This window comes from Micromonospora sp. DSM 45708 (assembly GCF_039566955.1).
Classification (GTDB): domain Bacteria; phylum Actinomycetota; class Actinomycetes; order Mycobacteriales; family Micromonosporaceae; genus Micromonospora.
Window position 1 is genome coordinate 5,448,140 of sequence record NZ_CP154796.1, and the last position, 22,833, is coordinate 5,470,972.

General features: G+C 73.6%; 20 protein-coding genes. 4 read left to right on the top strand and 16 right to left on the bottom strand.

The window, feature by feature from the left end:
- Positions 1–7 precede the first annotated feature (7 nt).
- Together VKK44_RS23365 and VKK44_RS23370 are read left to right on the top strand one after the other, a co-directional pair.
- Positions 8–982 carry an AAA family ATPase gene (locus VKK44_RS23365; RefSeq protein WP_458351685.1) on the top strand — a complete coding sequence of 325 codons (975 nt, stop codon included), beginning with the start codon at positions 8–10 and terminating at the stop codon, positions 980–982.
- Entirely contained in the window at positions 979–2,289 is a 1,311-nt protein-coding gene (locus VKK44_RS23370) for a DUF58 domain-containing protein (protein WP_343443356.1), read from the top strand. The genes VKK44_RS23365 and VKK44_RS23370 overlap by 4 nt, the downstream gene beginning before the upstream one ends.
- A gap of 87 nt (positions 2,290–2,376) precedes the next feature.
- On the opposite strand, the gene VKK44_RS23375 is transcribed toward VKK44_RS23370, so the two are convergent.
- Positions 2,377–3,339, bottom strand: coding sequence for a stage II sporulation protein M (locus tag VKK44_RS23375; protein ID WP_343443357.1), 963 nt, complete (start codon positions 3,337–3,339; stop codon positions 2,377–2,379).
- Between VKK44_RS23375 and VKK44_RS23380 the strand changes: the two genes are divergently transcribed.
- Positions 3,310–4,293 (top strand): RDD family protein, encoded by a 984-nt coding sequence (locus tag VKK44_RS23380; protein ID WP_343443358.1) that lies wholly within the window; start codon positions 3,310–3,312, stop codon positions 4,291–4,293. The two genes, VKK44_RS23375 and VKK44_RS23380, sit on opposite strands and share 30 nt — an antisense overlap.
- Positions 4,294–4,308: 15 nt before the next feature.
- Here the strand turns inward: VKK44_RS23380 and efeB are convergent, their stop codons facing one another.
- From efeB to VKK44_RS23455, 15 genes are all read right to left on the bottom strand, one after another.
- Positions 4,309–5,631: an iron uptake transporter deferrochelatase/peroxidase subunit gene (efeB, locus tag VKK44_RS23385; protein WP_343443359.1), complete on the bottom strand. Its 1,323-nt coding sequence runs from the start codon at positions 5,629–5,631 to the stop codon at positions 4,309–4,311.
- A complete protein-coding gene (gene efeO / locus VKK44_RS23390; RefSeq protein WP_343443360.1) occupies positions 5,628–6,758 on the bottom strand; it encodes an iron uptake system protein EfeO in 1,131 nt (376 codons plus the stop codon). Before efeO ends, efeB begins: the two co-directional genes overlap by 4 nt.
- A gap of 29 nt (positions 6,759–6,787) precedes the next feature.
- Positions 6,788–7,759: an iron uptake transporter permease EfeU gene (efeU, locus tag VKK44_RS23395; RefSeq protein ID WP_343443361.1), complete on the bottom strand. Its 972-nt coding sequence runs from the start codon at positions 7,757–7,759 to the stop codon at positions 6,788–6,790.
- Between the two features lie 222 nt (positions 7,760–7,981).
- Entirely contained in the window at positions 7,982–9,481 is a 1,500-nt protein-coding gene (ahcY, locus tag VKK44_RS23400; RefSeq protein ID WP_343443362.1) for an adenosylhomocysteinase, read from the bottom strand.
- Positions 9,482–9,754: 273 nt separating this feature from the next.
- A complete protein-coding gene (gene manA / locus VKK44_RS23405; protein ID WP_343443363.1) occupies positions 9,755–10,915 on the bottom strand; it encodes a mannose-6-phosphate isomerase, class I in 1,161 nt (386 codons plus the stop codon).
- 6 nt (positions 10,916–10,921) lie between these two features.
- A complete protein-coding gene (locus VKK44_RS23410) occupies positions 10,922–11,953 on the bottom strand; it encodes a cation diffusion facilitator family transporter (RefSeq protein WP_343443364.1) in 1,032 nt (343 codons plus the stop codon).
- Between the two features lie 28 nt (positions 11,954–11,981).
- On the bottom strand, positions 11,982–13,178 hold the full coding sequence (locus tag VKK44_RS23415) for an SIS domain-containing protein (protein WP_343443365.1): 1,197 nt from the start codon (positions 13,176–13,178) through the stop codon (positions 11,982–11,984).
- Complete coding sequence (locus tag VKK44_RS23420; RefSeq protein WP_107157732.1) at positions 13,175–13,381, bottom strand: Trm112 family protein; 207 nt, start codon at positions 13,379–13,381, stop codon at positions 13,175–13,177. Before VKK44_RS23420 ends, VKK44_RS23415 begins: the two co-directional genes overlap by 4 nt.
- A gap of 159 nt (positions 13,382–13,540) precedes the next feature.
- Positions 13,541–14,506, bottom strand: coding sequence for a hypothetical protein (locus tag VKK44_RS23425; protein WP_343443366.1), 966 nt, complete (start codon positions 14,504–14,506; stop codon positions 13,541–13,543).
- A gap of 111 nt (positions 14,507–14,617) precedes the next feature.
- Positions 14,618–15,307: a deoxyribonuclease V gene (gene nfi, locus VKK44_RS23430; RefSeq protein ID WP_343447869.1), complete on the bottom strand. Its 690-nt coding sequence runs from the start codon at positions 15,305–15,307 to the stop codon at positions 14,618–14,620.
- A 56-nt stretch (positions 15,308–15,363) separates the two neighbouring features.
- Positions 15,364–15,939: a DinB family protein gene (locus VKK44_RS23435; RefSeq protein WP_343443367.1), complete on the bottom strand. Its 576-nt coding sequence runs from the start codon at positions 15,937–15,939 to the stop codon at positions 15,364–15,366.
- A gap of 55 nt (positions 15,940–15,994) precedes the next feature.
- The gene (locus VKK44_RS23440) at positions 15,995–16,438 is read right to left on the bottom strand and encodes a hypothetical protein (RefSeq protein ID WP_343447870.1); all 444 of its coding nucleotides are present in this window, start codon (positions 16,436–16,438) and stop codon (positions 15,995–15,997) included.
- Positions 16,439–16,443: 5 nt separating this feature from the next.
- Positions 16,444–20,718: a toxin glutamine deamidase domain-containing protein gene (locus VKK44_RS23445; protein ID WP_343447871.1), complete on the bottom strand. Its 4,275-nt coding sequence runs from the start codon at positions 20,716–20,718 to the stop codon at positions 16,444–16,446.
- 24 nt (positions 20,719–20,742) lie between these two features.
- Positions 20,743–21,099, bottom strand: coding sequence for a hypothetical protein (locus VKK44_RS23450; RefSeq protein WP_343443368.1), 357 nt, complete (start codon positions 21,097–21,099; stop codon positions 20,743–20,745).
- A gap of 3 nt (positions 21,100–21,102) precedes the next feature.
- Positions 21,103–21,459, bottom strand: a complete 357-nt coding sequence (locus VKK44_RS23455) for a YbaB/EbfC family nucleoid-associated protein (protein ID WP_458351558.1) — start codon at positions 21,457–21,459, stop codon at positions 21,103–21,105.
- Positions 21,460–21,594: 135 nt separating this feature from the next.
- On the opposite strand from VKK44_RS23455, the gene VKK44_RS23460 reads away from it, so the two are divergent.
- Positions 21,595–22,830 carry an SUKH-3 domain-containing protein gene (locus tag VKK44_RS23460; protein ID WP_458351559.1) on the top strand — a complete coding sequence of 412 codons (1,236 nt, stop codon included), beginning with the start codon at positions 21,595–21,597 and terminating at the stop codon, positions 22,828–22,830.
- The last annotated feature ends 3 nt before the right edge of the window (positions 22,831–22,833 follow it).

Consider the following 22,833-nt stretch of genomic DNA (forward strand, 5'->3'; position numbering starts at 1 on the left):
ACCCGTCATCGCCGCCGCGTCGCCCGCTGCCCCGTCCGACGCCCGCGCCGCCCTGCACCGGCTGCGCGCCGAGGTGGCCAAGGCCGTGGTCGGGCAGGACGCCGTGGTCACCGGCCTGGTCATCGCGCTGCTGTGCCGGGGACACGTGCTGTTGGAGGGCGTGCCGGGGGTGGCCAAGACGCTGCTGGTGCGCACCCTCGCCACCGCGCTCGACCTCGACGCCAAGCGGGTGCAGTTCACCCCCGACCTGATGCCCGGCGACGTCACCGGCTCGCTCATCTTCGACCCGCACACCGCCGCGTTCACGTTCCGCGAGGGGCCGGTCTTCACCAACCTGCTCCTCGCCGACGAGATCAACCGCACCCCGCCGAAGACGCAGTCCGCGCTGCTGGAGGTGATGGAGGAACGGCAGGTCACCGTCGAGGGCGAGCGCCGCCCGCTGCCCGAGCCGTTCATCGTCGCGGCCACCCAGAACCCGGTCGAGTACGAGGGCACCTACCCGCTGCCCGAGGCGCAGCTCGACCGCTTCCTGCTCAAGCTGACCGTGCCGCTGCCCGGGAGGGACGAGGAGCTGGGCGTGCTCCGCGCGCACCACGCCGGCTTCGACCCGCGTGACCTGCGCGCCGCCGGCGTACGCCCGGTGGCTGGCGCGGCCGACCTGGCCGCCGCCCGCGCGCAGGCGCACGCCGTGCACGTGGCCGAGCCGGTGCTCGGGTACATCGTGGACCTCTGCCGGGCCACCCGGGCCGCTCCCGCGCTGGAGCTGGGCGCCTCGCCCCGGGGCGCGACCGCGCTGCTCGCCACCGCGAAGGCGTGGGCCTGGCTCGCCGGCCGGGACCACGTCACGCCGGACGACGTGAAGGCGGTGGCCCGCCCGACGCTGCGGCACCGGCTCCGGGCGCGTCCGGAGGTGGAGCTGGAGGGCGTCACGGCGGACGCCGTGCTCGACTCGGTACTGGCCACCGTGCCGACGCCGCGATGACCTGGCGGGCGGGCCTGCTGCTCGCGGCCGGCGCCGTGACGCTGCCGGCCTGGCCGGCGCCGTTCCTCGGCGTCGCCGTGCTGACCACGGCGGTGCTGCTGCTGGTCGCCCTGGACCGGGCGCTCGCGGCTCCGCCGCACGCGCTCACCGCCACCCGCACCGGCGACCGGACCGTCCGGCTCGGCGGCACCGCCACGGTCATCCTGCACCTGACCAACCCCACCGACCGGACGTTGCACGCGCACGTCCGCGACGCGTGGGTGCCGTCGGCCGGGGCACGCCCCGAACGGTCCGCGCACGAGGTGCTGACCGTCGAGCCCGGCGGCGCGGTCGCGCTGCCGGTCCGGCTCACCCCGACGCGACGCGGCGACCGGCCGGCGGTGGCGCTGACCGTACGCTCGCTCGGGCCGATGCGCCTCGGCTTCCGGCAGCGCGCCGAACGGCCCGCCACCCCACCGTGGACGCTGCGCGTGCTGCCCCGCTTCGACTCCCGCCGGCACCTGCCGGAGAAGCTGGCCCGGCTGCGGGTCATCGACGGCGTCCAGGTGACCCGGGGACGCGGCCACGGCACCGAGTTCGACACGCTGCGCGAGTACGCCGTCGGCGACGACGTCCGGTCCATCGACTGGCGGGCCAGCGCGCGCCGCGCCGACGTGCTGGTGCGCACCTGGCGGCCGGAGCGGGACCGGCGGCTCGTCTGCGTGCTGGACACCGGCCGCACCTCCGCGGTCCGGCTCGGCGACGAACCCCGGCTGGACACCGCGATCGACGCGGCGTTGCTGCTCACCGCGCTGGCCGCCCGCGCCGGCGACCGGGTCGACCTGCTCGCCGTGGACACCGTCGTACGGGCCCGGGTGACCGGCAGCAACCGCCCGGCGCTGCTGACCCGGCTGGTCGAGGCGATGGCCCCGCTCCAGCCGGCGCTGGCGGAGACGGACTTCGAGCTGATCGCCGGTGAGGTGCTGCGCCGGGGGCGGCAGCGCAGCCTGCTGGTGCTCTTCACCGCGCTGGACGTGGGCGCGCTCGGGGAGGGTCTGTTGCCGGTGCTGCCACGGCTGGCCGCCCGGCACCGGGTGGTGCTGGCGGCCACCCACGACCCGGTGCTGACCGGGCTCGCCACCGCCACCCCGGTCGGCCCGGACGACCCGTACGCGGTCGCGTCGGCGTGGCGGGCGCTGGCCGAGCGGGACCGGGTGCGGGCCGCGTTGTCCCGGCACGGCGTGACAGTGGTGGACGTGCCCGCCGACCGACTGGCCCCCGCCGTGGCCGACACCTACCTGCGCCTGAAGTCCCTGGGCCAGCTCTGACTCCCCCAACCCCGGGCCCCCGGGCCCTGATTCACGGAAACAGTGGCTGTCGCGGGCTCCATGGCCACTGTTTCCGTGAATCTGCGCTCAGTGGCGGAGGGGGCGCGGAGCAAGCGCGGCGGCGCGGCGGCCCAGGATGAGCGCGTACGCCAGGAAGGCGGCCCAGACGGTGGCGCCGGCCGCCACCCGCACGGCCATCGGCAGCGGCGCCGGGGTGACGAACGCCTCCAGCAGCGCGGAGACGGCGAACAGCCCGACCAGGCCGACCGCGACCACCATGGCCGACCGTCCCGCCTCGGCGACCGCCCGGCCGCGCCCGAGATGCGCCGGCGGGGCGATCCACGCCCAGGCGGTGCGCAGCCCGACCCCGGCGGCGACGTAGATGCCGGTCAGCTCCAGCAGGCCGTGCGGCGTGATCAGGCCGAAGAAGACGTCCGCCCGGTCGTAGGAGACCATCACGCCGCCCACCACGCCGATGTTCAGCGCGTTCTGCCACAGCAGCCAGAACACCGGCACCACCAGCACGCCGGCGGCCAGGCACTGGGCCGCCAGCCAGGCGTTGTGTGTCCACAGGTGGAACGCGAACGTCGGCGCGGCGAACTCCGTGTAGTAGCCGGCGAAGCCGGAGTCGACGAGCTGCCGGGCCGACTCGGCGCCGATGAACGCGGCGGCGGTGTCCGGGTGACCGGCGACGAACCAGATGAGGAAGACGCTCAACGCGCTGAAGCCGGTGGCGACGCCGCACCACCAGGGCCAGGCCCGGTAGAGGGCGGCCGGCAGGTCGGCCAGCAGGAACCGGCGCACCGCCGCCCAGGACGGCCGGGGTCGGCCGGTGATCCGGGCGCGGGCGGCCAGGACCAGGTGGGACAGGTGACCGAGGAGCGCCGGCTCGGGGGCGCGGCTGCGCAGCGCGGAGAGGTGGGTGGCGGTGCGCTGGTAGAGCGAGATCAGCTCGTCGACCTCGGCCGCGTCCAGTCGGCGCCGGCCGGTCAACTGCTCCAGCCGTCGCCACTGCGCACCATGCTCCGCCACGTACGCGTCGAGATCCACTCGTTCATGGTGTTCACTGTCGGGGTGCGCGCGCAACCTCCCCCGCCCTCCGGGTGGGCCGACGCCGGTCTGGTCAGCGGTGAGGCCGTGGAGCTGGACGTCCGGGTCGCCCGGCTGGGTTCCCGGGTGCTCGCGCTGCTGATCGACCTGATCGTGCAGCTCGGTCTGGCGCTGGTGCTGGGTGCGGCGCTGTCGATGCTGGTGCTCGCCATGCCGCCGGACGTGGTGGACGCCGCGCTGGCCGGCGGCCTCCAGGTCGTGCTGCTGGTGCTGGTGCTGGTCGGCTACCCGGTGGTGATGGAGCGGTTCGCCGGCGGCCGAACGGTGGGCAAGCTGGCGGTGGGACTGCGGGTGGTGCGGGCCGACGGCGGGCCGGTCGGGGTCGGGCAGTCGCTGGCCCGGGCGCTGGTGGGCGTCGCGGTGGAGTGGCCCGGCCTGGTGCTGCCGCTGTTGAGCTGGGCGGCGACCCTGACGGTGATGCTCACCGACCCGCGCGGCCGGCGGTTGGGTGACCTGGTGGCCGGCACGCTGGTGGTGCACACCCGGGGCGCCGCGGTGTGGCGGCCGTTGCCGCCGGCCGTGCCGCCACTGCTCGCCTGGGCGGGCACGCTCGACCTGACCCGGGTGGACGACGGGTTGGCCCTGGCCGTCCGGCAGTACGTGGACCGGCTGCCCCAGCTCGCCGCCGCGGAGCGAGTCCGGCTGGGCCGGGAGCTGTGGGCGGAGGTGGCCTCGGTGACATCACCGCCGCCGCCGTGGGCCGCGCCGGAGTGGGCGTACCTGGCCGCCGTGCTGGCCGAGCGCCGGCGGCGGGCCGCGTACCGGCTGGGCCGGGTCCGGGCGGTCAGCGACGCGCTCTGGCCGGAGCTGGCCCCGACCCCGGCCGCGCCGCCCGGGGTGCCGCTGCGGCGGGCCGCCCCGGAACCCGCCGGACCCGATCCGGTACGCCGCTGAGCGGGCCGGGCCGGCTCAGGAGAACAGCGCCCGGCCCCACCAGTCGGCCGCGTCGCGGACGCCCGGCGGGCAGGCGAACAGGCCGCTGGAGACGTGGCGCAGGTACTCGTTCATCGCGTCGTTGCGGGCCAGCCGCGTCTGGATCGGCACGAACTGCTTGCGCGGGTCCCGCTGGTAGGCGATGAAGAACAGCCCGGCGTCGAGCCGGCCCAGCCCGTCCGAGCCGTCCACGAAGTTGTAGCCGCGTCGCAGCAGGCGGGCGCCGCCGTTCTGGTCCGGGTGGGCGAGCCGCACGTGCGCGGTCGGCGCGATGGCCGGCTCGCCGTCGTCGCCCTTGGCGGCGAAGTCCGGCTCGTCGAACTCGTCGCGCCGGCCGAGCGGGGCGCCGCTGCCCTTGGTCCGGCCGGTGATCGCCTCCTGCTCGGCCAGCGGGCTGCGGTCCCAGGTCTCGATCAGCATCCGGATCTTGCGGGTGACCAGGTAGGAGCCGCCGGCCATCCAGTCCGGACCGTCGCCGGGCTGCACCCAGAGCTGCTCGCGGAGCAGGTCGGCGTCCTCGGCCTTGAGGTTGGCGGTGCCGTCCTTGAAGCCGAACAGGTTACGCGGCGTGGCCTGGTCCCGCGACGTCGACGAGGTACGCCCGAACCCGAGCTGCGACCAGCGGACGCTGACCACGCCCATGCCGATCCGGGCCAGGTTGCGGATGGCGTGCACCGCCACCTGCGGATCGTTGGCGCAGGCCTGGACACAGATGTCGCCGCCGGACAGCTCCGGCTTGAGCGCGTCGCCGGCGAAGTGCGGGAGGTCGGCGAGCGCGGCGGGGCGGCGGTCGGCGATGCCGAACCGGTCCCGGCCCTGGGCGTCGCGGAACAGCGACGGGCCGAACCCGACCGTGACGGTGAGCTGCGACGGGGGCAGTCCGAGCGCCTCGCCGGTGTCGTCCGGCGGGGCCTCCGGCACCCCGCCGACCGCGCCGATCAGCCCGGCGTCCTTGCCGGCGGTCATCCGGGCCGCGGCGGCGGTCCACTCCTGGAGCATCGCGACCAGCCGATCCCGGTCCCTGGTGACCACGTCGAACGCGACGAAGTGCAGCCGGTCCTGAGCGGCGGTGGTGATGCCGGCCTGGTGCTCGCCGAGGAACGGCACCGCCCCGGCGGCCGTCGCGGTGGCCGACGCCTGGCCGCCACCGGCGATCAGCGCGCCCGCGCCGGCCGCCACCGCGCCGACGCCGGCCGCACCGACGCCGGCCAGGGTCATCGCCCGCCGGCGGGAGATCCCGCGACCGGCCTGCTGGCTGTTCGGCTCGCTCGTCGCGTCACCGCCGGCCGGGGTGGTCATCGCGCGACGGCCGCCGCGATCTTGCTGACCGGCTCGGCCAGCGCGTTGATGCTGTCCGACAGCACCTTCAGCTCGGTCTTGCTGAGCTGGGTGTGCAGCTTCCAGCCGTCGCCGGCCCGGTGCTTGCCGAGCGCGGCCTCCACGTTGGCGAACTCGGCGTCGAGCTGCTTGACCAGGTCGGGCGCGCGCTGCTCCAGGGCCGGGCGCAGCGCGGCGACGGCCGCCTTCGAGCCCTCCAGGTTGGCGTTGAAGTCCCAGAGGTCGGTGTGCGAGTACCGCTCCTCCTCACCGGTGATCTTGCCACTGGCGACCTCGTCGAGCAGCGCCTTGGCGCCGTTGGCGAGCTGGAGCGGGGTGAGCTTCTCGGCGTCGGCCTTGGCCACGATCGCCTTGACGTCGACCAGGAGCCGGTCGGCGATCGGGCCGTCCTTGCTGATGTCGCCGGTGGTCCAGAGGTCCTTCTCGATCCGGTGGAAGCCGGTGAACTCCATGCCCTCCTCGACCACCTCCTCGCGACCGTCGATCTTCGGGTCGAGGTCGCCGAAGCTCTCCGCGACCGGCTCGATCCGTTCCCAGTAGGTGCGGGCCACCGGGTAGAGCGCCTTGGCCTTCGCCACGTCGTTGCCCTTGACCGCGGCCACGAACTCCTCGGTCTTGGTCAGCAGCGCGGCGGTCTGGCTGCGCACGTAGCGCTGGTAGCTGGCGGTGGCCTCGGCGAGCGCGGCGTCCGGCGCGACGCTCGCGGCGGTGCCGCTGACCTTCAGCGCGCCCCGGATGCCCCGGCCGCTCATCCCCGGCTTGCAGGCGGTCTCGTACGTCCCGGCGGGCAGCTCGACGCGCAGCTCCCGGCTCAGCCCCGGAGCGATGTTCTCCACCTCGCCCATCACCCGGTCGCCGGCGGCGTAGACGTAGAACTCGTTGACCTTGGAACCGTTGTTGGTCACCTTGAACGTCACCTGGCCGGCGTCGATCTCGGTGCTGCCGACCTCGCAGGCGCTGTCCGTCGCCTTGACGGCGATCGGCCCGCCGGCGGGCGCGTCGGCGTCGTCACCACCGCCGCAACCGGTCAGTCCGGCGACGGCGAGCAACCCGGCGGCGGCGGGCGCGACGAATCGAGTGGTACGCATCGGTGCGGGATCTCCTCGGAAACGGGCGGTCAGGCGCGCGGGGACGGGACGGCGGCGGCGTCGACAGCGGCCGGCGCGGGCTCGGGGGTGGTCGCGGTGGACTCGGCCGGCGGGGCCGCGGCCGGCGCGGTCGCGGCCGGCGGGGCCGGAGCGGTCGGGGTCGCGGCCGGAGCGGCGGAGGGCTTGGCCGGCGCGGCCGGCTTGCGCAGGAAGAGCACGAGCACCGGCACCGCGTACGCGACCCAGGCGATCAGCTCCAGCACGGTCGGCGCGGCGGTGATGTTGAACATGCCGGCGAGCAGCGCGCCGTACCAGGCGTTCGGGTCCAGCGTGGCGGAGATGTCGAACGCCTGGTTGTTCAGGCCGGGCAGCACGCCGGCCTCCTGGAAGTCGTGGATGCCGTACTTGAGGATGCCGGCGGCGACCAGGATCAGCAGCGCGCCGGTCCAGGTGAAGAACCGACTCAGGTTGATCTTCAGGGCGCTGCGGTAGAGCAGGAAGCCGATCACCACGGCGGTGGCGATGCCGCCGATCAGGGCGAGCAGCGAGCCCGCGCCGGTGCCGCCGGCCACGCTCTCGGCCGCCGCGTAGAAGATCAGCGCGGTTTCCAGCCCTTCCCGGACCACCGCGAGGAAGGCCATGCCGGCGACCGCCAGCGAGCCGACGGCGAGCGCCTCGGTGAGCTTCCCGCGCAGCTCGCCCGCGATGGAGCGGGCCGCCCGACGCATCCAGAAGATCATCCAGGTCACGAACACCACGGCGGCGACCGAGGTCACCGCCTCGAAGAACTCGCGCGACTCGGAGGTACGCAGCAGCGAGGTCGAGGTGTACTGGATCAGCGAGCCGAAGACGACGGAGAGCGCCACGGCCAGGCCGACGCCGGCCCACACCTGGGGCAGCCGGTCACGCCGCTGCGACTTCACCAGGAAGGCGACCAGGATGCTGACCACCAGGGTCGCTTCCAGGCCCTCCCGCAGGCCGATCAGGTACGTGGCGAACATCCGTTACTCCGTAGTCGGTCAGGCATGCCTCAGTTAACTTAGGGCAGCCATACCTTGCTCCTGTTCCGGCACGGCGTCAAGTTGTTCACGGCAACCTCACCCAGCCTCGCTCCGGGCCGGCCGGACCGGCCAGGGCCGGAGGACCCGTTCGTCGCCGCGTACGCGAAAAGGGACCGGGACGGCCGCGCGGCGGCCGACCCCGGTCCCTTCCGGGCGCGGAACTCAGTAGCGGTAGTGCTCCGGCTTGAACGGGCCCTCCTGCGAGACGCCCAGGTAGGACGCCTGCTCCTTGGAGAGCGTGGTCAGCTTGGCGCCGAGCGCGTCCAGGTGCAGCCGGGCCACCTTCTCGTCCAGGAGCTTGGGCAGCACGTAGACGCCGATCGGGTACTCGTCGGTCTTGGTGAACAGCTCGATCTGCGCGATGGTCTGATTGGCGAACGAGTTCGACATCACGAAGCTCGGGTGCCCGGTCGCGTTGCCCAGGTTCAGCAGGCGGCCCTCGGAGAGCACGATGATGGCGTGGCCGTCGTCGAAGCGCCACACGTCGACCTGCGGCTTGATGTTCTCCCGGGTGACGTCGCTGCGCTTCGCCAGGCCGGCCATGTCGATCTCGTTGTCGAAGTGACCGATGTTGCCGACGATGGCCTGGTGCTTCATCCGGGCCATGTGCTCGTTGGTGATCACGTCGAAGCAGCCGGTCGCGGTGATGAAGATGTCGGCCTGCTCGACCACGTCGTCGAGCGTGGCGACCTGGTAGCCGTCCATCGCCGCCTGGAGCGCGCAGATCGGGTCGACCTCGGTCACCACGACCCGGGCGCCCTGGCCGCGCAGCGACTCGGCGCAGCCCTTGCCCACGTCGCCGTAGCCCATGACGACGGCCATCTTGCCGCCGATCAGCACGTCGGTGGCGCGGTTGATGCCGTCGATGAGCGAGTGGCGGCAGCCGTACTTGTTGTCGAACTTGCTCTTGGTCACCGAGTCGTTGACGTTGATGGCCGGGAAGAGCAGCGTGCCGGCACGGTGCATCTCGTAGAGCCGGTGCACGCCGGTGGTGGTCTCCTCGGTGACGCCCTTGATGCCGGCGGCGATCCGGGTCCAGCGCTGGTTGTCCTCGCCGAGCGAGCGGTGCAGCAGGCCGAGGATGACCGCGTACTCCTCGGAGTCGGCCGACTCGACCGGCGGCACGACACCGGCCTTCTCGAACTCGGCGCCCTTGTGCACCAGCAGCGTGGCGTCGCCGCCGTCGTCGAGGATCATGTTCGGGCCCTGCCCGTCCGGCCAGGCGAGCACCTGCTCGGTGCACCACCAGTACTCCGGCAGCGTCTCGCCCTTCCAGGCGTAGACCGGGACGCCGGCCGGCGCCTCCGGGGTGCCCTCGGGGCCGACCACGATGGCCGCGGCGGCGTGGTCCTGGGTGGAGAAGATGTTGCAGGACGCCCAGCGGACCTGCGCGCCGAGCGCGACCAGGGTCTCGATCAGGACGGCGGTCTGGACGGTCATGTGCAGCGACCCGGTGATGCGGGCGCCCGCGAGCGGCTGGGCGTCGGCGAACTCCCGCCGGATCGCCATCAGGCCGGGCATCTCGTGCTCCGCGAGCCGGATCTCCTTGCGCCCGAACTCGGCGAGCGACAGATCCGCCACCTTGTAGTCGCCCTCGGCGAGGGTGCTCGGCCGGGCGCCGGACGGCGCGCCGCTGGGGGCCGCCGGAAGCGTGCTGGTCATGGAAGCTCCTGTCGAACGAAGGGCTGCGCAGCCTTCCACCTTACGCGCGTGGGCCCGCCCACCCCGGGCCGGTTGGTGGAGGAACGGCAAACAGCGCACGGGGGCGGTGGGTCGTGGACAGACTTTCCGCCCACGGCCCCGCCACCCCCGTGCATCCCCCCGGTTTGGATCCCCGCGCGTTCCCGGACCTTCGTCGCGACAACGCTGCGTAAACACAGAGTCACACTGAGCAACCAGACCGTCAAGCGGTTTCGGGAAATCGGCAGGCGCTGCTCAGCACAGGCCGCAGGTCGCCACGAACGCCTCGCCCTCGCCGGTGAGCACCAGCGGACCGCCGGCGGCGGTGCCGACCGCGGACCGGCCGGCGGCCAACGTCACCACGCCGACCCCGTCGTCCACGGTCAGCTCGCCGGCACCGCAGAGCACCACCCGCGGACCGGGCCGCGTGAACCGCACCTCCCGCGCCGCGGCACCCACCACCACCCGGTGCAACGCGAAATCCTCCACCGGCACCGGCCAGGTCGACACACCGGGCGCCACCGGCTCCGGCCGGAGCACCGGATCGGCCAGCACCTCGAACCGGAGCACCCGCAGCAGCTCGTCCACGTCGATCCGCTTCGAGGTCAACCCGCCGCGCAGCACGTTGTCGCTCGCCGCCATGATCTCCACACCGGTGCCGCGCAGGTAGGCGTGCAGGTTGCCGGCCGGCATCCAGATCCCCTCGCCGGGCGCCAGCCGCACCCGGTTCAGCAGCAGCGCCACCACCACACCCGGGTCGGTCGGATAACCGGCCGCGAGCACGCGGACCAGCGCGGCCTCCGCCGACGCCGGCCCGGCGGTCGCCGCCGCCAGCACGGCCGCCACCAACCCGGCACGCTCCGACTCCGGCCAGCTCAACAGCGCGCGTACGGCCTCCCGCAGGCCCGCCGGCCCGCTGCGCAACGCCGCCACCACCGGCGCCAACGCGGGTACGCCGAACCCGGCGATCACCGCCGCCGACTCGGCCGGGTCCCGGAAGCCGCAGAGCGCGTCGAACTCGGAGAGCGCCACCAGCAGCTCCGGCTTGTGGTACGGGTCGACGTAGTTGACCCGCCCGGTGTCGGCCGCGTGCCCGGCGCGGGCCTGCTCGGCGTCCGGATGCGCCTGGAGGCTCAGCGGCGCGTCGGCGGCCAGCACCTTCAGCAGGAACGGCAGCCGGGTGCCGAACCGGCCGACCAGGCGCTCGCCCAGCCAGTGCCCCGGCTCGGCCACCAGCAGCTCGGTCAGACTCACCGGGCGGCCGTCCCGGTCGACAGTGGCCGGGGCGCCCGGGTGGGCGCCCAGCCACAGCTCGGCCTCCGGCCCGTCGCTCGGCACCGCCCGGCCCTGCAACCCGGCGATCGCGGTCCGCGAGCCCCAGGCGTAGTCCCGGATCCGGCCCTGCAACAACTCCATCGGTGGTCAGCTCCCGGGCCGGCCGGCCACCTCGTCGGCCGTCACCTCGGTCCCGCCGGCGTGCTCGGTCGCCGCCTCCGGCACGGCGGTGTCCGCCGCCTGGCCGGTGCCCGCCCGCTCCGCCGCCGCGCTGTAGATGTCCGGCTCCAGGTAGATCACCCGGGCGATCGGCACCTCGCGGCGGATCCGCGCCTCGACAGCGTTGATGCCCCGGGCCAGCTCCTCGGCGCTCTCGCACGCCGGTACGGCGATCTTCGCGGCCACCATCAGCTCCTCCGGGCCGAGGTAGAGCGTCTTCATGTGGATGATCCGCTCGACCTCCGGGCCGCCGGTGACGGCCTGCTCGATCTTGGCCAGCTCGCTGCGCTCGGCACCCTCACCGAGCAGCAGGCTCTTGGTCTCGACGGCCAGCGTGATCGCGATGATCACCAGCAGCACCCCGATCATCGCGGTGCCGGCGGCGTCCCACATGCCGTTGCCGGTCGCCAGCGTCATACCCACGCCGAACAGCGCGAAGACCAGACCCACCAGGGCGCCGAAGTCCTCCAGCAGCACCACCGGCAGCTCCGGGGCCTTGGCCCGGCGGATGAACCGGACCCAGGTCTGCTTGCCCCGGACCAGGTTGGACTCCTTGATCGCGGTGCGGAACGAGAAGCCCTCCATCACGATCGCCGCGAGCAGCACCACCACCGGCACCCACTGCCAGCTCTCGATCGGGTGCGGGTCGGACGCCTTGTGGTACGCCTCGTAGAGCGCGAACAGGCCACCGAGGCTGAACAGCACGATCGCCACGATGAACGCGTAGATGTAGCGCTCCCGGCCGTAGCCGAACGGATGCTGCGGCGTGGCCTCCCGCTTGGCCCGCCGGCCACCGATCAGCAGCAGACCCTGGTTGCCGGAGTCGGCCACCGAGTGGATCGACTCCGCCAGCATCGACGACGAGCCGGTCAGCAGGAACGCGATGAACTTGGTGACGGCGATGCCGAGGTTCGCCGCCAGGGCGGCGACGATCGCCTTGTTGCCCCCGTTTGCGCTCATTCCCCGCCTCGCTCGATGCCGCACATGCTCACTGGTTTGCCAGCTCCTTCATTTCCGTGATGGCCGGAACCGCCATCGGGTCCAACCCGTGTGCCAAAGCGAGGTAGATCGAGGCGAAGTCCGGCACCGCCACCAGCGACGCGAGCCGCTCCAGCGCGGAGCCGCCCTCGGCGGTCACCACGTCGCAGCGCACCCCGCGCCGCTCCGCGAGCGTCTGCACCGCGTCCGCGCGGCGCTCCTCCACCGCCAGCGGCTCGTCGGTGTCGTCGTCGGCGTTGAGGCCGCCGTCGCGCAACAGCACCAGCCGCAGCCGGATGCCCTCCGGGTCGGAGTCGTCGGGGTCGGCGAAGATGTCCCGCTCGCCCTCGGCCAGCCCGCCGAAAACGCCGTCGAGCAGCCCCACCCGGCCCCGGCCGGCCTCGCCCAGCGCACCGCTCACCACCGGGTAGCGGGAGTTCGCGGAGAGCGTGTCACCGAACCGGCGGGCGGCCACGGTGGCCAGCGGGGACGAGCCCCAGACGATCGGGATCGACCCGGCCAGCCCCAGCGCGAGCGACTTCGCCGGATTCACGAAGGACTCGGCGGTCGGCCGGCACCGGTCGGCGTCGGCGTCCAGCCGGGCCGCCGTCTCGGCCAGATCCGCCTCGTTGACCTTCACGAGGCCGAGCGTACGGGCGGCGAGCAGGACCGGCACGGTGAGCGCCCACAGGCTGGCCCGGGCCGGTGCACGCCGCGGCACCGGGATGAACGGCGCGCGGGCCCGCTCGGCCACCGACTGGAGTTGCGAGTCCGGAGCGCCGACCGCGACCAGCCGGGCCCCGCGCCGGTGCGCCGCCTCGGCCGCGCCCAACGCCTCCGGGCTACGGCCGGAGGCACTCACCGCGATGACCACGTCCGCCGCGCCCACCCAGCCGGGCACGCCGGCGCTGCGGTGCGGGATGACCGGCACCGGGCAGCGCGGCCCGGCGACCGTGGCCAGCACGTCACCGGTACGCCCGGCGGTGCCGATGCCGGCGATGACCACCGCACGGGGTCGCCCGTCGTCGGCCAGCACGGACAGGTTCGCCTCGGCGGCCAACGCCGCCGACTCGCGCACCTGGGCGCCGGCGGAGGCGGTGAACCGCAGCATCCCGCCCGGATCCCGCTCGCCGAGCTGCGCCGGATCGTCCAACAGGGCCTCGTCCGCGTGCCGGTGCCCGCTCACCCCGGCCGTACCGTCCATCACCGCGACGACCCGCCCCGCGCGTCGTCGGCCGCCGGCCCGCCACGCGCCTCGTCCAGGAGCAGCACCGGGACGTCGTCCCGGACCTCGAAGACGCGACCGCACTCGGTGCAGGTCAACGTCTGCGCCTGCGGGTCGTAGTCGAGCGGGGCGTGGTGTGTGTCCGGGCAGGCGAGGATCTCGAGCAACTGCGGGTCCAGGGCCACGGCGCGGCTCCTTCCACGTATGTGGTCTCACCGGTCGGCGGTGCCGTCCGGCGCACGCGATCTTAACGGCGAACCGGACCCGGCACCCGGCCCCGTTCACCAGCCGGCCGGCCGGGTCCACCCATGGTCACGGTAAACCCGGGAGCCGGCGGGTCCGGCTCAGTCCGGCATGCGCGGCAACACGCTGGTGGCGTCCCCGTCCGCGGGGGCCGCCGGCGGGGGCCCGGCGGGAGGCGTCCCGTAGACGTTGCCGGTCGGACGCGGCGCCGTGGCGCCGCCGTACACCGTCGGGGCCGGGCCGGGGGTCCCGGAACGGTAGGTGGTGCTGCTGCGGGGCAGCGGGACCGGCGGATGCTCGACCACCGGGCCGTCGTCGGTCCGGTCCGCCCGGCTCCGACGCACCAGCAGGGCGATGAGGGCGACGCCGGCGAGTACCAGCGCGATGCCGAACCACATGATCATGGAACCTCCGGAGGACGAATCATCGGCAGCGGCACCGGCAGCCGGATCGACGGCGGCGACCACCGCCGACGTACCGGCCGTCTCAGCCGGCGCGGAGACGACCGCGCTGGGCGTGGGGGTCGGCGAGGGCCTACGGGAGGGCGTCGGGCTCGGGCTCGGCGTAGGCTCCGCGCCCACCAGCCGGGCCGACCGGCCGGCGCGACCGAGCACCCCGCCGTTCGCGGCGCTCGCCTCGCCGGCGATCTCCAACCGCCCACCCACGGCGCCCGGCAGGAAGGACACCCGGTAGCGCACCGTCGCGCCCTTGCCCTTGCACAACGGTCGCCCGACCGACGCCACCTGAGTGGTGGTGACCACGCCACCGCCACCGGAGACCGGCACCGCCACCCAGCGACCACCGGACGCCACCTGCACCCGGACCTGGTCGGCCCGCAGGCCGTCCAGCCTCAGCCCGAGCGTGGTGCGCAGCGACACACACCCCTCGGTGCGCTTGCGTACCTCGACCGCCACCGCGCCCGCCGAACCGCCGGCCGTGAAGCTGCTCGCCGAGCGCAGCCCGACCCGGTCGTCGTCGGCCAGCGCCGGGGACGCCGCGGCGACCACCAGGCCACCCAGCATCACGCCGACCGTGGCCCCACGCGCCGCGTGCCGCCTCACCGACATCTCCACCTCACCGTTTCCGTCCCGGAAGGGATCCGCCGGTCAGGTTACTACCGGGCCACCCTGGCACCTGCTCATCGAGCGCCCCACATGTGTGCCGCGTTACGTGACACGTCAGCCCCGGTCGCCGTCCGCCGCGAGGGCCCGACGGCAGAGCTGGTCGGCCGTCCGGGTGGTCTCCGGCAGCCGGTACCGGGGCGTCAGAGCCAGTACCCGCTCCACCGCCTCGTCCAACCCGATCCGGTGCCCGACACTGACGAAGACCGGCCGGACCCCGTCCCGGGTACGCAGCACCCGCCCCACCACCTCCTCCCCGTCACGCAGGTCGGCCCGGTCGCCGCGCCGCGGGCCCGGCCCGGCCCACGAACCGACCAGCGGCGTCTTGCCCACCCCGATCGTCGGCAGCCCGGTCACCAGACCCAGGTGACAGGCCAGCCCGAACCGGCGCGGATGCGCCACCCCGTGCCCGTCGCACACCAGCAGCTCCGGGCGGACGGTCAGCCGCTCCAGCGCGGTGAGCAGCGCCGGCATCTCCCGGAAGGCGAACAACCCCGGCACGTACGGGAACGCCGGCCGCCCCACGCACACCGCCTCGTCCACCACGGTCAGGGTGGCCGCGTCCAACACCGTGACGGCCGCCGCGAGCCGGTCACCGCTCTCCGCGTACGCGACGTCCAGCCCGGCCACCGTCGCGGGCGCACTCGGACCGGGCCCGACCAGGTCGACCCGGGCCCGCAACTCCTCCTGTACGCGCAGCGCCTCCGCCGCGTCGGCCGGCGGCCGGTACGGGAGCCCCTCCGCCAGCGGCCCGGCCTGCGGCGCACCCGGGTTCCCCCCGGGGCGCGCGGGGTCGACGCGCTTCACCGGCCCACGCGCCCGTCGATCCGCTCGCGCAGCAGATCGGCGTGCCCGTTGTGCCGGGCGTACTCCCCGATCGCGTGCACCAGCAGCTCCCGCAGGGAGACCATCCGGTCGCCCCGGTGACCCCGGACCTCCAGATCCGGCGCCGCCGCCACGAACCGCTCGGCGAAACCCACCTCACGGCGCCACGCCGTCCACGCCTGCCCGACCAGCGCCGGATCGGCGACGGCGCCGTTGAAGTGCCAGTCCACGTCACCGGTCGGCCAGATCCGCGACACGTCCTTCCCGGCCATGACGCGGCGGAACCAGTGCCGCTCACGCTCGGCGGCATGACGGAGCAGCCCGAGCAACGACATCGTCGACGGTGGCACCGACCGCCGGGCGAGCTGCTCCGCGTCGAGGCCGGCGCACTTCAACTCCAGCGTGCGACGGTGGTACCGCAACTCGCCGACCAGGACGCTCCGCTCGTCCGCACCCGGAGAGTCGACGCGGGGATCCTCCTCCGGCGCGACGAACATGTCCTCCCAGCCGAACCGGCGTGGACCGGCCCCCGCACCGGTGCTCGTGTCAGGCATGGCTGGACCATGCCGGAAACAGTCCGGGCCGGCAAACGCCGGGCACCCGGTGCCCTCAGGACGCGTCGGTCGCGATGCCGGGATCGGCGCCGGGATCGCCGGCGCGCCGGAGCTGCTCCTCGAACATCACGAAGGTGCGCCGCCGGATGCCCCGGATAAGTGCCTGCTCGTGCGGCGTCGGGTAGCGACGTTCCTCACGGATGGTGTCCTCAATCCCTCGAACGGTCTCGTAGAGCGCGAAGAGGGGACCCTCACCGCGAAGGTAGCGGCCCCGCTCCTGCTCCACGTACCAGACGAACTCGTTGCGATCGATCTCATGTACCTCGTCGCCCCCCACGAAGAGCACCTTGTCCACGAGATTGTTCGCCGCGCGCCAGCCACCGGTATCCGGCGAGAGTCGCCAGCCGGCCGCGCCACCGCCTTCTGCCTGCACCAGCTTCAGCGGGGACTCGTAGTAAAGGAAGAATTTCGGCAGCGCCAAGCCGGGCAGATGCGTCATCGCCGTCACAGCCCTCCCAGCCCACCCTGCAAGGCATCCCAGTAGATGCCCTGGGCCCGCCTCAGAAGGCCATCCCGAACCGCTGTCTCGAACGTCGTCAACGGTCGATGATCCAACTCTGCCAATGCTTCCAGATCTCGCCTGACCTCATAGAGCGCATGTTCCCACCCAGCTACATCCTCCATGGCGGCAAGGTGCAGGCGCAGCTCCCCCACATGCCCGTTCGAGAGGTTCAGATTCAACAAGATATCTCGGTAACCGCTGCTCTGGGGCGAGACAAAGCGGTCCTTGATGTCCATGACCAACACATCGGGACGATCAGCCAGAGCAGCCAGCGCGCCATAGATGTCACCAAGCGTGGCGAACTCCACCTTGGCTCCCGCCAGGTCTTTCAGGCGGGCGGCGTTGTTCCCGTACTCGGCCAACTTGTCCGTCACGCGTTTGCGGCTCTTGGGCTCGCTACGCCAACCCGGCTTGCCGGTCTCGCCCGCGATCGTGCTCGCGATGTGGTTCAGCTCCAACTGAGCCACCGCTGCGTCGGCATACAACCGATCGACGTACTCGCTGAGATAGATCGGGTCGTTCTTCCGGTCCTGCTCGAAGCCGGCTTGCTGAGCCAGCTGCCTCCGAGATGCCACCGCCCGAGTAAGGCGGCGTTGTTCGGCGGTCAGTGGGGTCGGAACGGGATCCCGATCCCCGAGAATCAAAAAGGCGTCCGGCCCATTGCTCTCGATCTCCCGCACCACGTCGCCGAGGACGTCGATGGCCTGTTGGTGGCTGGCGAGATGGTGCAGGGTCACCGGCCTGGCGGTCAGCGAGTTGGCAAGCTCCGGCGTCGCCAGGATCATCCGAACCAGGTCGGGACGCTCCGCGAGCTGCCGCACGAGCGTCTCGGCCAGCAACTCCTCCCGCCGTGGCGGCGCCTCCCAGCTCTGGTCGAGCATCCGCTGCACGCGCGGGTCGGCGAAGAGCCGGTTCAGATCACCGGCCGCCGCCTCGTCCAGCCCCGGCACGAGCCGTCGCAACGTCGGCCCGTCGGCGTGCTGCGCCAACTCGACCGGGGTCACCCCGGCGGCGAAGGCGTCGGTCAGGCTGCCGCTCGCCGCCAGCGCGTCCCGGACGTAGAGCCCGGCGGCGATCCGGGCGGCGTGGGCCTCACGGTGTGCCCTGCGTACCCGATCGGGTGCCGGCTCGGCCGGGGGCGCGCCGCCCGGGAACGGGGTGCCCGGCGGGCGGTGGAAGGTGGTGGACTCGCCGAGCAGGTGGACGCGGTTGAAGTCGGGCGTAGGACCGTGGTCGCGCGGCGGCGGGTCGGGCGGTCGGGGCGGCGCCGGACGGTGTCGTGGCTCGGGCAGCGCGTTGTAGTCGCCGGGCGGCCGGCCGGTGAGCGGCATCGGCCGGCCGTCCGGGCCGAGGACCAGGGCGTCCACATCCACCACGTTGCCGTCGAACGGGACCCCGCTGTGCCGGTAGAGCGGCTGGCCCGCCACCACCCCGCTCTGCGGGTCGAGGTAGAGCACCGTGCCGTTCTGGTTGAGCGCCACCCAGGCGTGCGAGCCACCGCCCTCGAAGCTGGTGATGAGGAAGGCGTAGCTGCCGTGACCGCCCGACGTCAGTTGCGCGTGCAGGTCGCGGTAGCCACGCTCGACCAGCCGTCGCCGGGCCTCACCGGTCACCCCGGCGCGGTCGGGCGCGCACAGCTTCTGGAACCGTCCTCCGGTCGTCTCCTCGACCCGCAGCGGACCGTCGATCTCGCCGCCGACCGGCCGGCGGACGTCGCCCGCCAGATAACCGTCGAAGGTACGCGGCGCGGCGACCCGCGGCCGACCGTGCACCCACGTCTCGAAGAAGGACAGCGTGCAGTCGAGGCAGTTGATGCCCCGGGTCGCGTCGGCGGCCGGGCCACCGTCGTTGGACAGCCGGAACCAGTCTCCCCGCCGCGGGTCGGCGGTCCGGACCACGCTGCCGTCGGGGTTGCGGGGCATCTGCCGTTCGAGGTCGGTCTGGTGCAGCGCGAGCGGCGGCCGGAGCCCACCACGCCGGCCGTAGGGGCGGGACCGGTCGACCGGCGGTGGGTGACCGTGGCCGGTGAGCGCGGAGTGGTCGGCCGTCTCCACCGCGCCGAGGGCGAGGTCCGCCACGTCGTCGTTGATCCGGTAGAAGTCGAGGTCGTCCTCGACCATCACCCGATCCGGTACGAGTTTGCCGGCGAGCACGTGCCGCGCCTCCGCGCGCAACTCCGACGCCTCCAGGTCGGCCTCATGCGCTTCTCGGTGCCAACGCTCCGCGGCGAGCGTCCGCCCCGAACGGCGTAGCTCCATCGCCTGCGCCGCCCAGTCACTCGCCCGTTCCTCGTGGTAGTCAGCGCGTTCATTGAGCCAGTCCGCCCGGGTCTGACGTCGGCGGTCCTCGAACCAGTCCCGCTGGGATCGCAGGTAGCCCTGATAGCGGCGTCGGTCGAGGGCCTCCCGGTCCGCGATCAGACGCGCGGCCCGCTTGCGCGGGGTTTCGCGGTTGGGAGGCGGCGGACCGAGCGGATTGGGGACGCTCGGCGGTGGACTCGTCGAGTGCTGTGGCGCCAACGTCTCCAGCAGCGGGAAACGGGGGCTCGGCACGGGCCGCACGTCCGGCCCGAGACTCGTCGGCCCCGATGCCGGCGCGAATGACGGATTGGTCGCCGGAGCAGCGGGGGGCAGTGACTGCGTGACGCCGGCCGCCGTCGACGCCCGGCCCGGAGGCACCGTCGGGTGCGGGGCCTCGGTGGCCGGCATGGTCAGCGCCGCCGAAGCCGCCGCCGGCTGCACCGAAGCCGGCTGGTGCAGCGCGCCTGCGTCGAGCGCGGACGGTGTGAGGACCTGGCCGCTGCGGACCTCGGCCGGGCCGGGTGACGCACCGGTGACCAGCGCCTCGGTGGCCACCGAGGACAAGGTGGGATTCGCGGTGACGGACGAATGCGTCGGATGGCTCGTCGCGACATTCGACCCCGTCTCGCCGATGAGGGGCCGCGTCGAGGTGGTCAGCTCCGACGTCGGGTGTGCCGCGCCCACCGGGTCGAGGTGAGGTGCTGCCGCCACGGTATCGGCCAGCGCCGGGGTCGGAGCACTCGCGGCGGTGGCCGGAACCGTCCGGGAGTGGACGACCGGATCACCGCCCTGCACGGGTGGGGGCGGCTCGGCAGACCGCTGGTCCGGGACGACACCGGCCGGGCCGGGCCCGGGCGGCACGTCCGGGCCGACCGGTGGCAGGTCCAGGCCGACCGGCGGTGCCGTGAGGCCGCCCAGCTTCCCGTCGAGCCGGTGATGCAGCGCCGTCTCGGTCTGCCCGGTGACGGAACCGCTCGCGCCGGACGCCGCGGCACGGGCCAGGTCCTCCAGCGACGGGCCCTGGCCGGTGGCCAGCCCGGCTGCGGTCTCGGCGAGGCTCTCGCCGGCCATCTCGCGCCCGAAGCGCTCCCCGATCTGCGCGAACCGCCCGCTCGCGTGCCGGCCCAGGCCGGCGAGCGGCGCGACCGCGCCGCCGGCGAAGCCCCCGAGCCCCGACGCGCCCACGTCGGTCAGGTCGAGGCCGTTCCGGCGGCCGGTGGAGTTCTGGTACGCCTGGGTGGCCAGGCTGGTGCCCGCTTCCTGCCCGGCCTCCGCCAGGCCGCCGAGCACCGCCTTGCGGGCGAGCCCCCGGGCACCGCTCTTGACCGCTTCCTTCGCGGCCCGTTCGCCGGCCTCCTTCAGGCCTTCCTTGACCGCCTTGCGGGCCAGTTGGGCCACCAGCCGCTTGAAGATCTGTTGCACGGCGATCCGGGTGGCGGTGATCGCGGCTCCGGCCGCCGGTGACGCCGCACCGAGCGTGAGCACGGTGACCACCGCGAGGGACAGCAGTTCGACGACGAGGATGCCCAGCTCGATCCAGGCTTCCAGCTTCGCGCCCTCGATGTCGCAGCCGCAGGAGTCGACCAGCCGCCCCAACTCGTCGGTGGCCGCCAGGAGGGCGTGCAGCGGTGCGTCCTCGCCCCCGGCCACCTTGTCCCAGGCCGTGTCGAAGGCGTGTGCCACCAGGCCGACCCCGCCGTAGCCGCTCTTCACCTCGCCGGCGGCGGTGGTGGCCTCGTCGCGCGGGCCGGCCAGGACGCCGGCGACGCCGTACCACTGGTCGGCCAGGTCCCAGACGGCGCGCTCGTTGCCCTCGGGCCATTCCACGCCGACCACCCAGTCGAGCGCCTCGTAGATCCAGCCGGGCACGTCCCAGGGGCAGTAGTCGAGCGGGTGCGGGATCGGGCTGGGCAGCATGCTCACGCGCGGATCCTCCGGTGGTCAGCGCCAGGGCCGATGCGGGTTGTGCCGTTGGTGCGGGATCTGCCCGAGGTCACGGGCGTTGCTCAGGTCCGTCTCCACGGTCGCGGTGACCGAGCGGACGACGTCCGACCCGATCCCGTCGAGCGAGCGGCCGAGCAGCTCCCACGCCCGCAGCAGCGTCTCGGCGTAGCCCTGGTAGTGCTTGTCGAACGCGGCACCGATGTCGTCCCGCCCCCACGGTCGCCCGGCACTCGCCGCGGCGATCGGATCGCCGGTCTCCCGTCGGGCCGCCGTGACGGCCTTACCGGTCGCGGCCAGGTCGGCGCCTCCGCGCCGGGCGCGGTCCGCGTCCAGCCAGATCTCTCCCCCGGCCACCGGTCACTCGCCGCGTGCCGCAACGGCGTCGGCCCGGCCGAGCAGCGCGCCGAAGTCATGGGTACGCAGGAACTCGACCGACGGCGAGCCGGGCGGCAGATAGCCGGAGACCAGCTCACGGGTGGCGGCGGACGCGGCGGCGGAGGCACGCAGCACGGTTTCGGTGATCTTCCGGCTCAGCGCCCGGGCATCCCGGTCGTGGAACACGGCGGGACTCACCTCGACGCTGATCAGCTCGCCGCGCGCCCCGACCACGGCGGTGACCTGGCCGTCGTCGGAGCGTTCGGTCACCCGCAACTCGGCCAGCCTGGTCTGGAGTTCGTCCAGACCGGACCGCAGTCGCTGGTACTGGCCGTACACCTCGTCGAACCTCGCACGCAGTGCACGGTTCGCATCCCGATCCGCACTCTCGGCCACCACCGCTCCCCTTCCGTCACCGTGGGTAGGGCCGACCATACCGGGTGCCACGGAATCCGTGGGGTCCGGTAATTTCAGGTGGTGATCGAGCGACAGCAGGCCGAGCAGATCGCCTCCGTCTGGGCCCGGCGGGACTCCGACCGCCTCGGCTTCCCCTGCACGCCGGTGGTCGAGGAGTTCGACCTGGGCTACGTGGTCCTGTCCACCGTGTCCACCGAGGCGCGCGCCCTGCCCGGCGACCTGCCGACCACGGTCATCGACAAGGAGACCGGCGAGGTCTCCACCTGGCCCCGGGTGCCGGCCGCCTCGGTCGAGCAGATGTACCGGCAACGCCGGCCGGCCGAGCCGCGCGCGCCCCGCACCGTCGACCCGGCCGGGCAGTTGCTCCGTGAGCTGACCCGGCTGCCCACGCCCGGCGCCGCCGCGCACCTCACGCTGGACGGCCGGCTGCACGTGGCACACGGCGCCAAGGGCGACGTCGAGCTGCGCCATCACCCACTCGTACGGTCCTACCTCGACGAGCTGCCCGCCGGTCACCTGGTGCGGGGCGGCGACCGGCACGCGGAGGTGATCGTCGTCTCCGACGCGTTGCACGAGCACGACCACCGTCGCACCGCCGAAGGGCTTCCGCCGCTCACCGTCGAGGAGGCTCGACAGCGGTTGGGGGCGAGCCGGGTCGAGTTCTTCCGCATCCGCGAGTCCGGTGATCCCGCGGGCGGTCCGGCCGATCTACGGTGCGAGTCCTGCATCAGGTTCCTGGTGCACTTCGGCGTGCTCCCCTGGCCGGAGCTGGCATATGCCGAGGAGTGGCGTCCCGATCCGCAGACACCACCCGATTCCGAACGGTTCTCGTCCGAGGTGGCGGACGCGCTCGTGGTCGCCGGCTGGCGGCCACACTTCGGGGACGAGGTGTCGGCTGCCACCTCGGTCCGCAAGGTCACCGAGGTCCGCGGTGCGCAGCACAGCCACGCTTCCTTCCCCGCCGCCCTGGCGACGCTCACCGCCTTTCCCGGGCTGGTGAGTGCGCGGCAGGGCCCTGGCGAAGCGGTGTGGATCTCCCGCTTCGAGGTGCGTCCGCGCAAGGTCGCGCACACCGCCGACACCCTCGCCGACTTCGGCGCGGTCCTGGGCGCCCGCCTCTTCCCGTTGGGCAGCGAGCGTCAGGAGAGCATCCTCGCGGTCGACGAGCACGGCCGGGTCTTCGCGCTCGATCAGGCCGGCGAGTGGTTCCTCGGCGCCGACGTCGACGCCGCTCTCACCACGCTCCTGCTCGGTCGCGCCGCCCCCCGGGTCCGCGACGACGGCACCTGGTGACCC

Bases quoted from the DNA above. Each gene is read 5' to 3' on its own strand.
- VKK44_RS23370 (WP_343443356.1), top strand. From the start codon at position 979: ATGACCTGGCGGGCGGGCCTGCTGCTCGCGGCCGGCGCCGTGACGCTG.
- VKK44_RS23380 (WP_343443358.1), top strand. From the start codon at position 3,310: ATGCTCCGCCACGTACGCGTCGAGATCCACTCGTTCATGGTGTTCACT.
- efeB (WP_343443359.1), bottom strand. From the start codon at position 5,631: ATGACCACCCCGGCCGGCGGTGACGCGACGAGCGAGCCGAACAGCCAG.
- efeO (WP_343443360.1), bottom strand. From the start codon at position 6,758: ATGCGTACCACTCGATTCGTCGCGCCCGCCGCCGCCGGGTTGCTCGCC.
- efeU (WP_343443361.1), bottom strand. From the start codon at position 7,759: ATGTTCGCCACGTACCTGATCGGCCTGCGGGAGGGCCTGGAAGCGACC.
- ahcY (WP_343443362.1), bottom strand. From the start codon at position 9,481: ATGACCAGCACGCTTCCGGCGGCCCCCAGCGGCGCGCCGTCCGGCGCC.
- manA (WP_343443363.1), bottom strand. From the start codon at position 10,915: ATGGAGTTGTTGCAGGGCCGGATCCGGGACTACGCCTGGGGCTCGCGG.
- VKK44_RS23410 (WP_343443364.1), bottom strand. From the start codon at position 11,953: ATGAGCGCAAACGGGGGCAACAAGGCGATCGTCGCCGCCCTGGCGGCG.
- VKK44_RS23425 (WP_343443366.1), bottom strand. From the start codon at position 14,506: ATGTCGGTGAGGCGGCACGCGGCGCGTGGGGCCACGGTCGGCGTGATG.
- VKK44_RS23435 (WP_343443367.1), bottom strand. From the start codon at position 15,939: ATGCCTGACACGAGCACCGGTGCGGGGGCCGGTCCACGCCGGTTCGGC.
- VKK44_RS23440 (WP_343447870.1), bottom strand. From the start codon at position 16,438: ATGACGCATCTGCCCGGCTTGGCGCTGCCGAAATTCTTCCTTTACTAC.
- VKK44_RS23445 (WP_343447871.1), bottom strand. From the start codon at position 20,718: ATGCTGCCCAGCCCGATCCCGCACCCGCTCGACTACTGCCCCTGGGAC.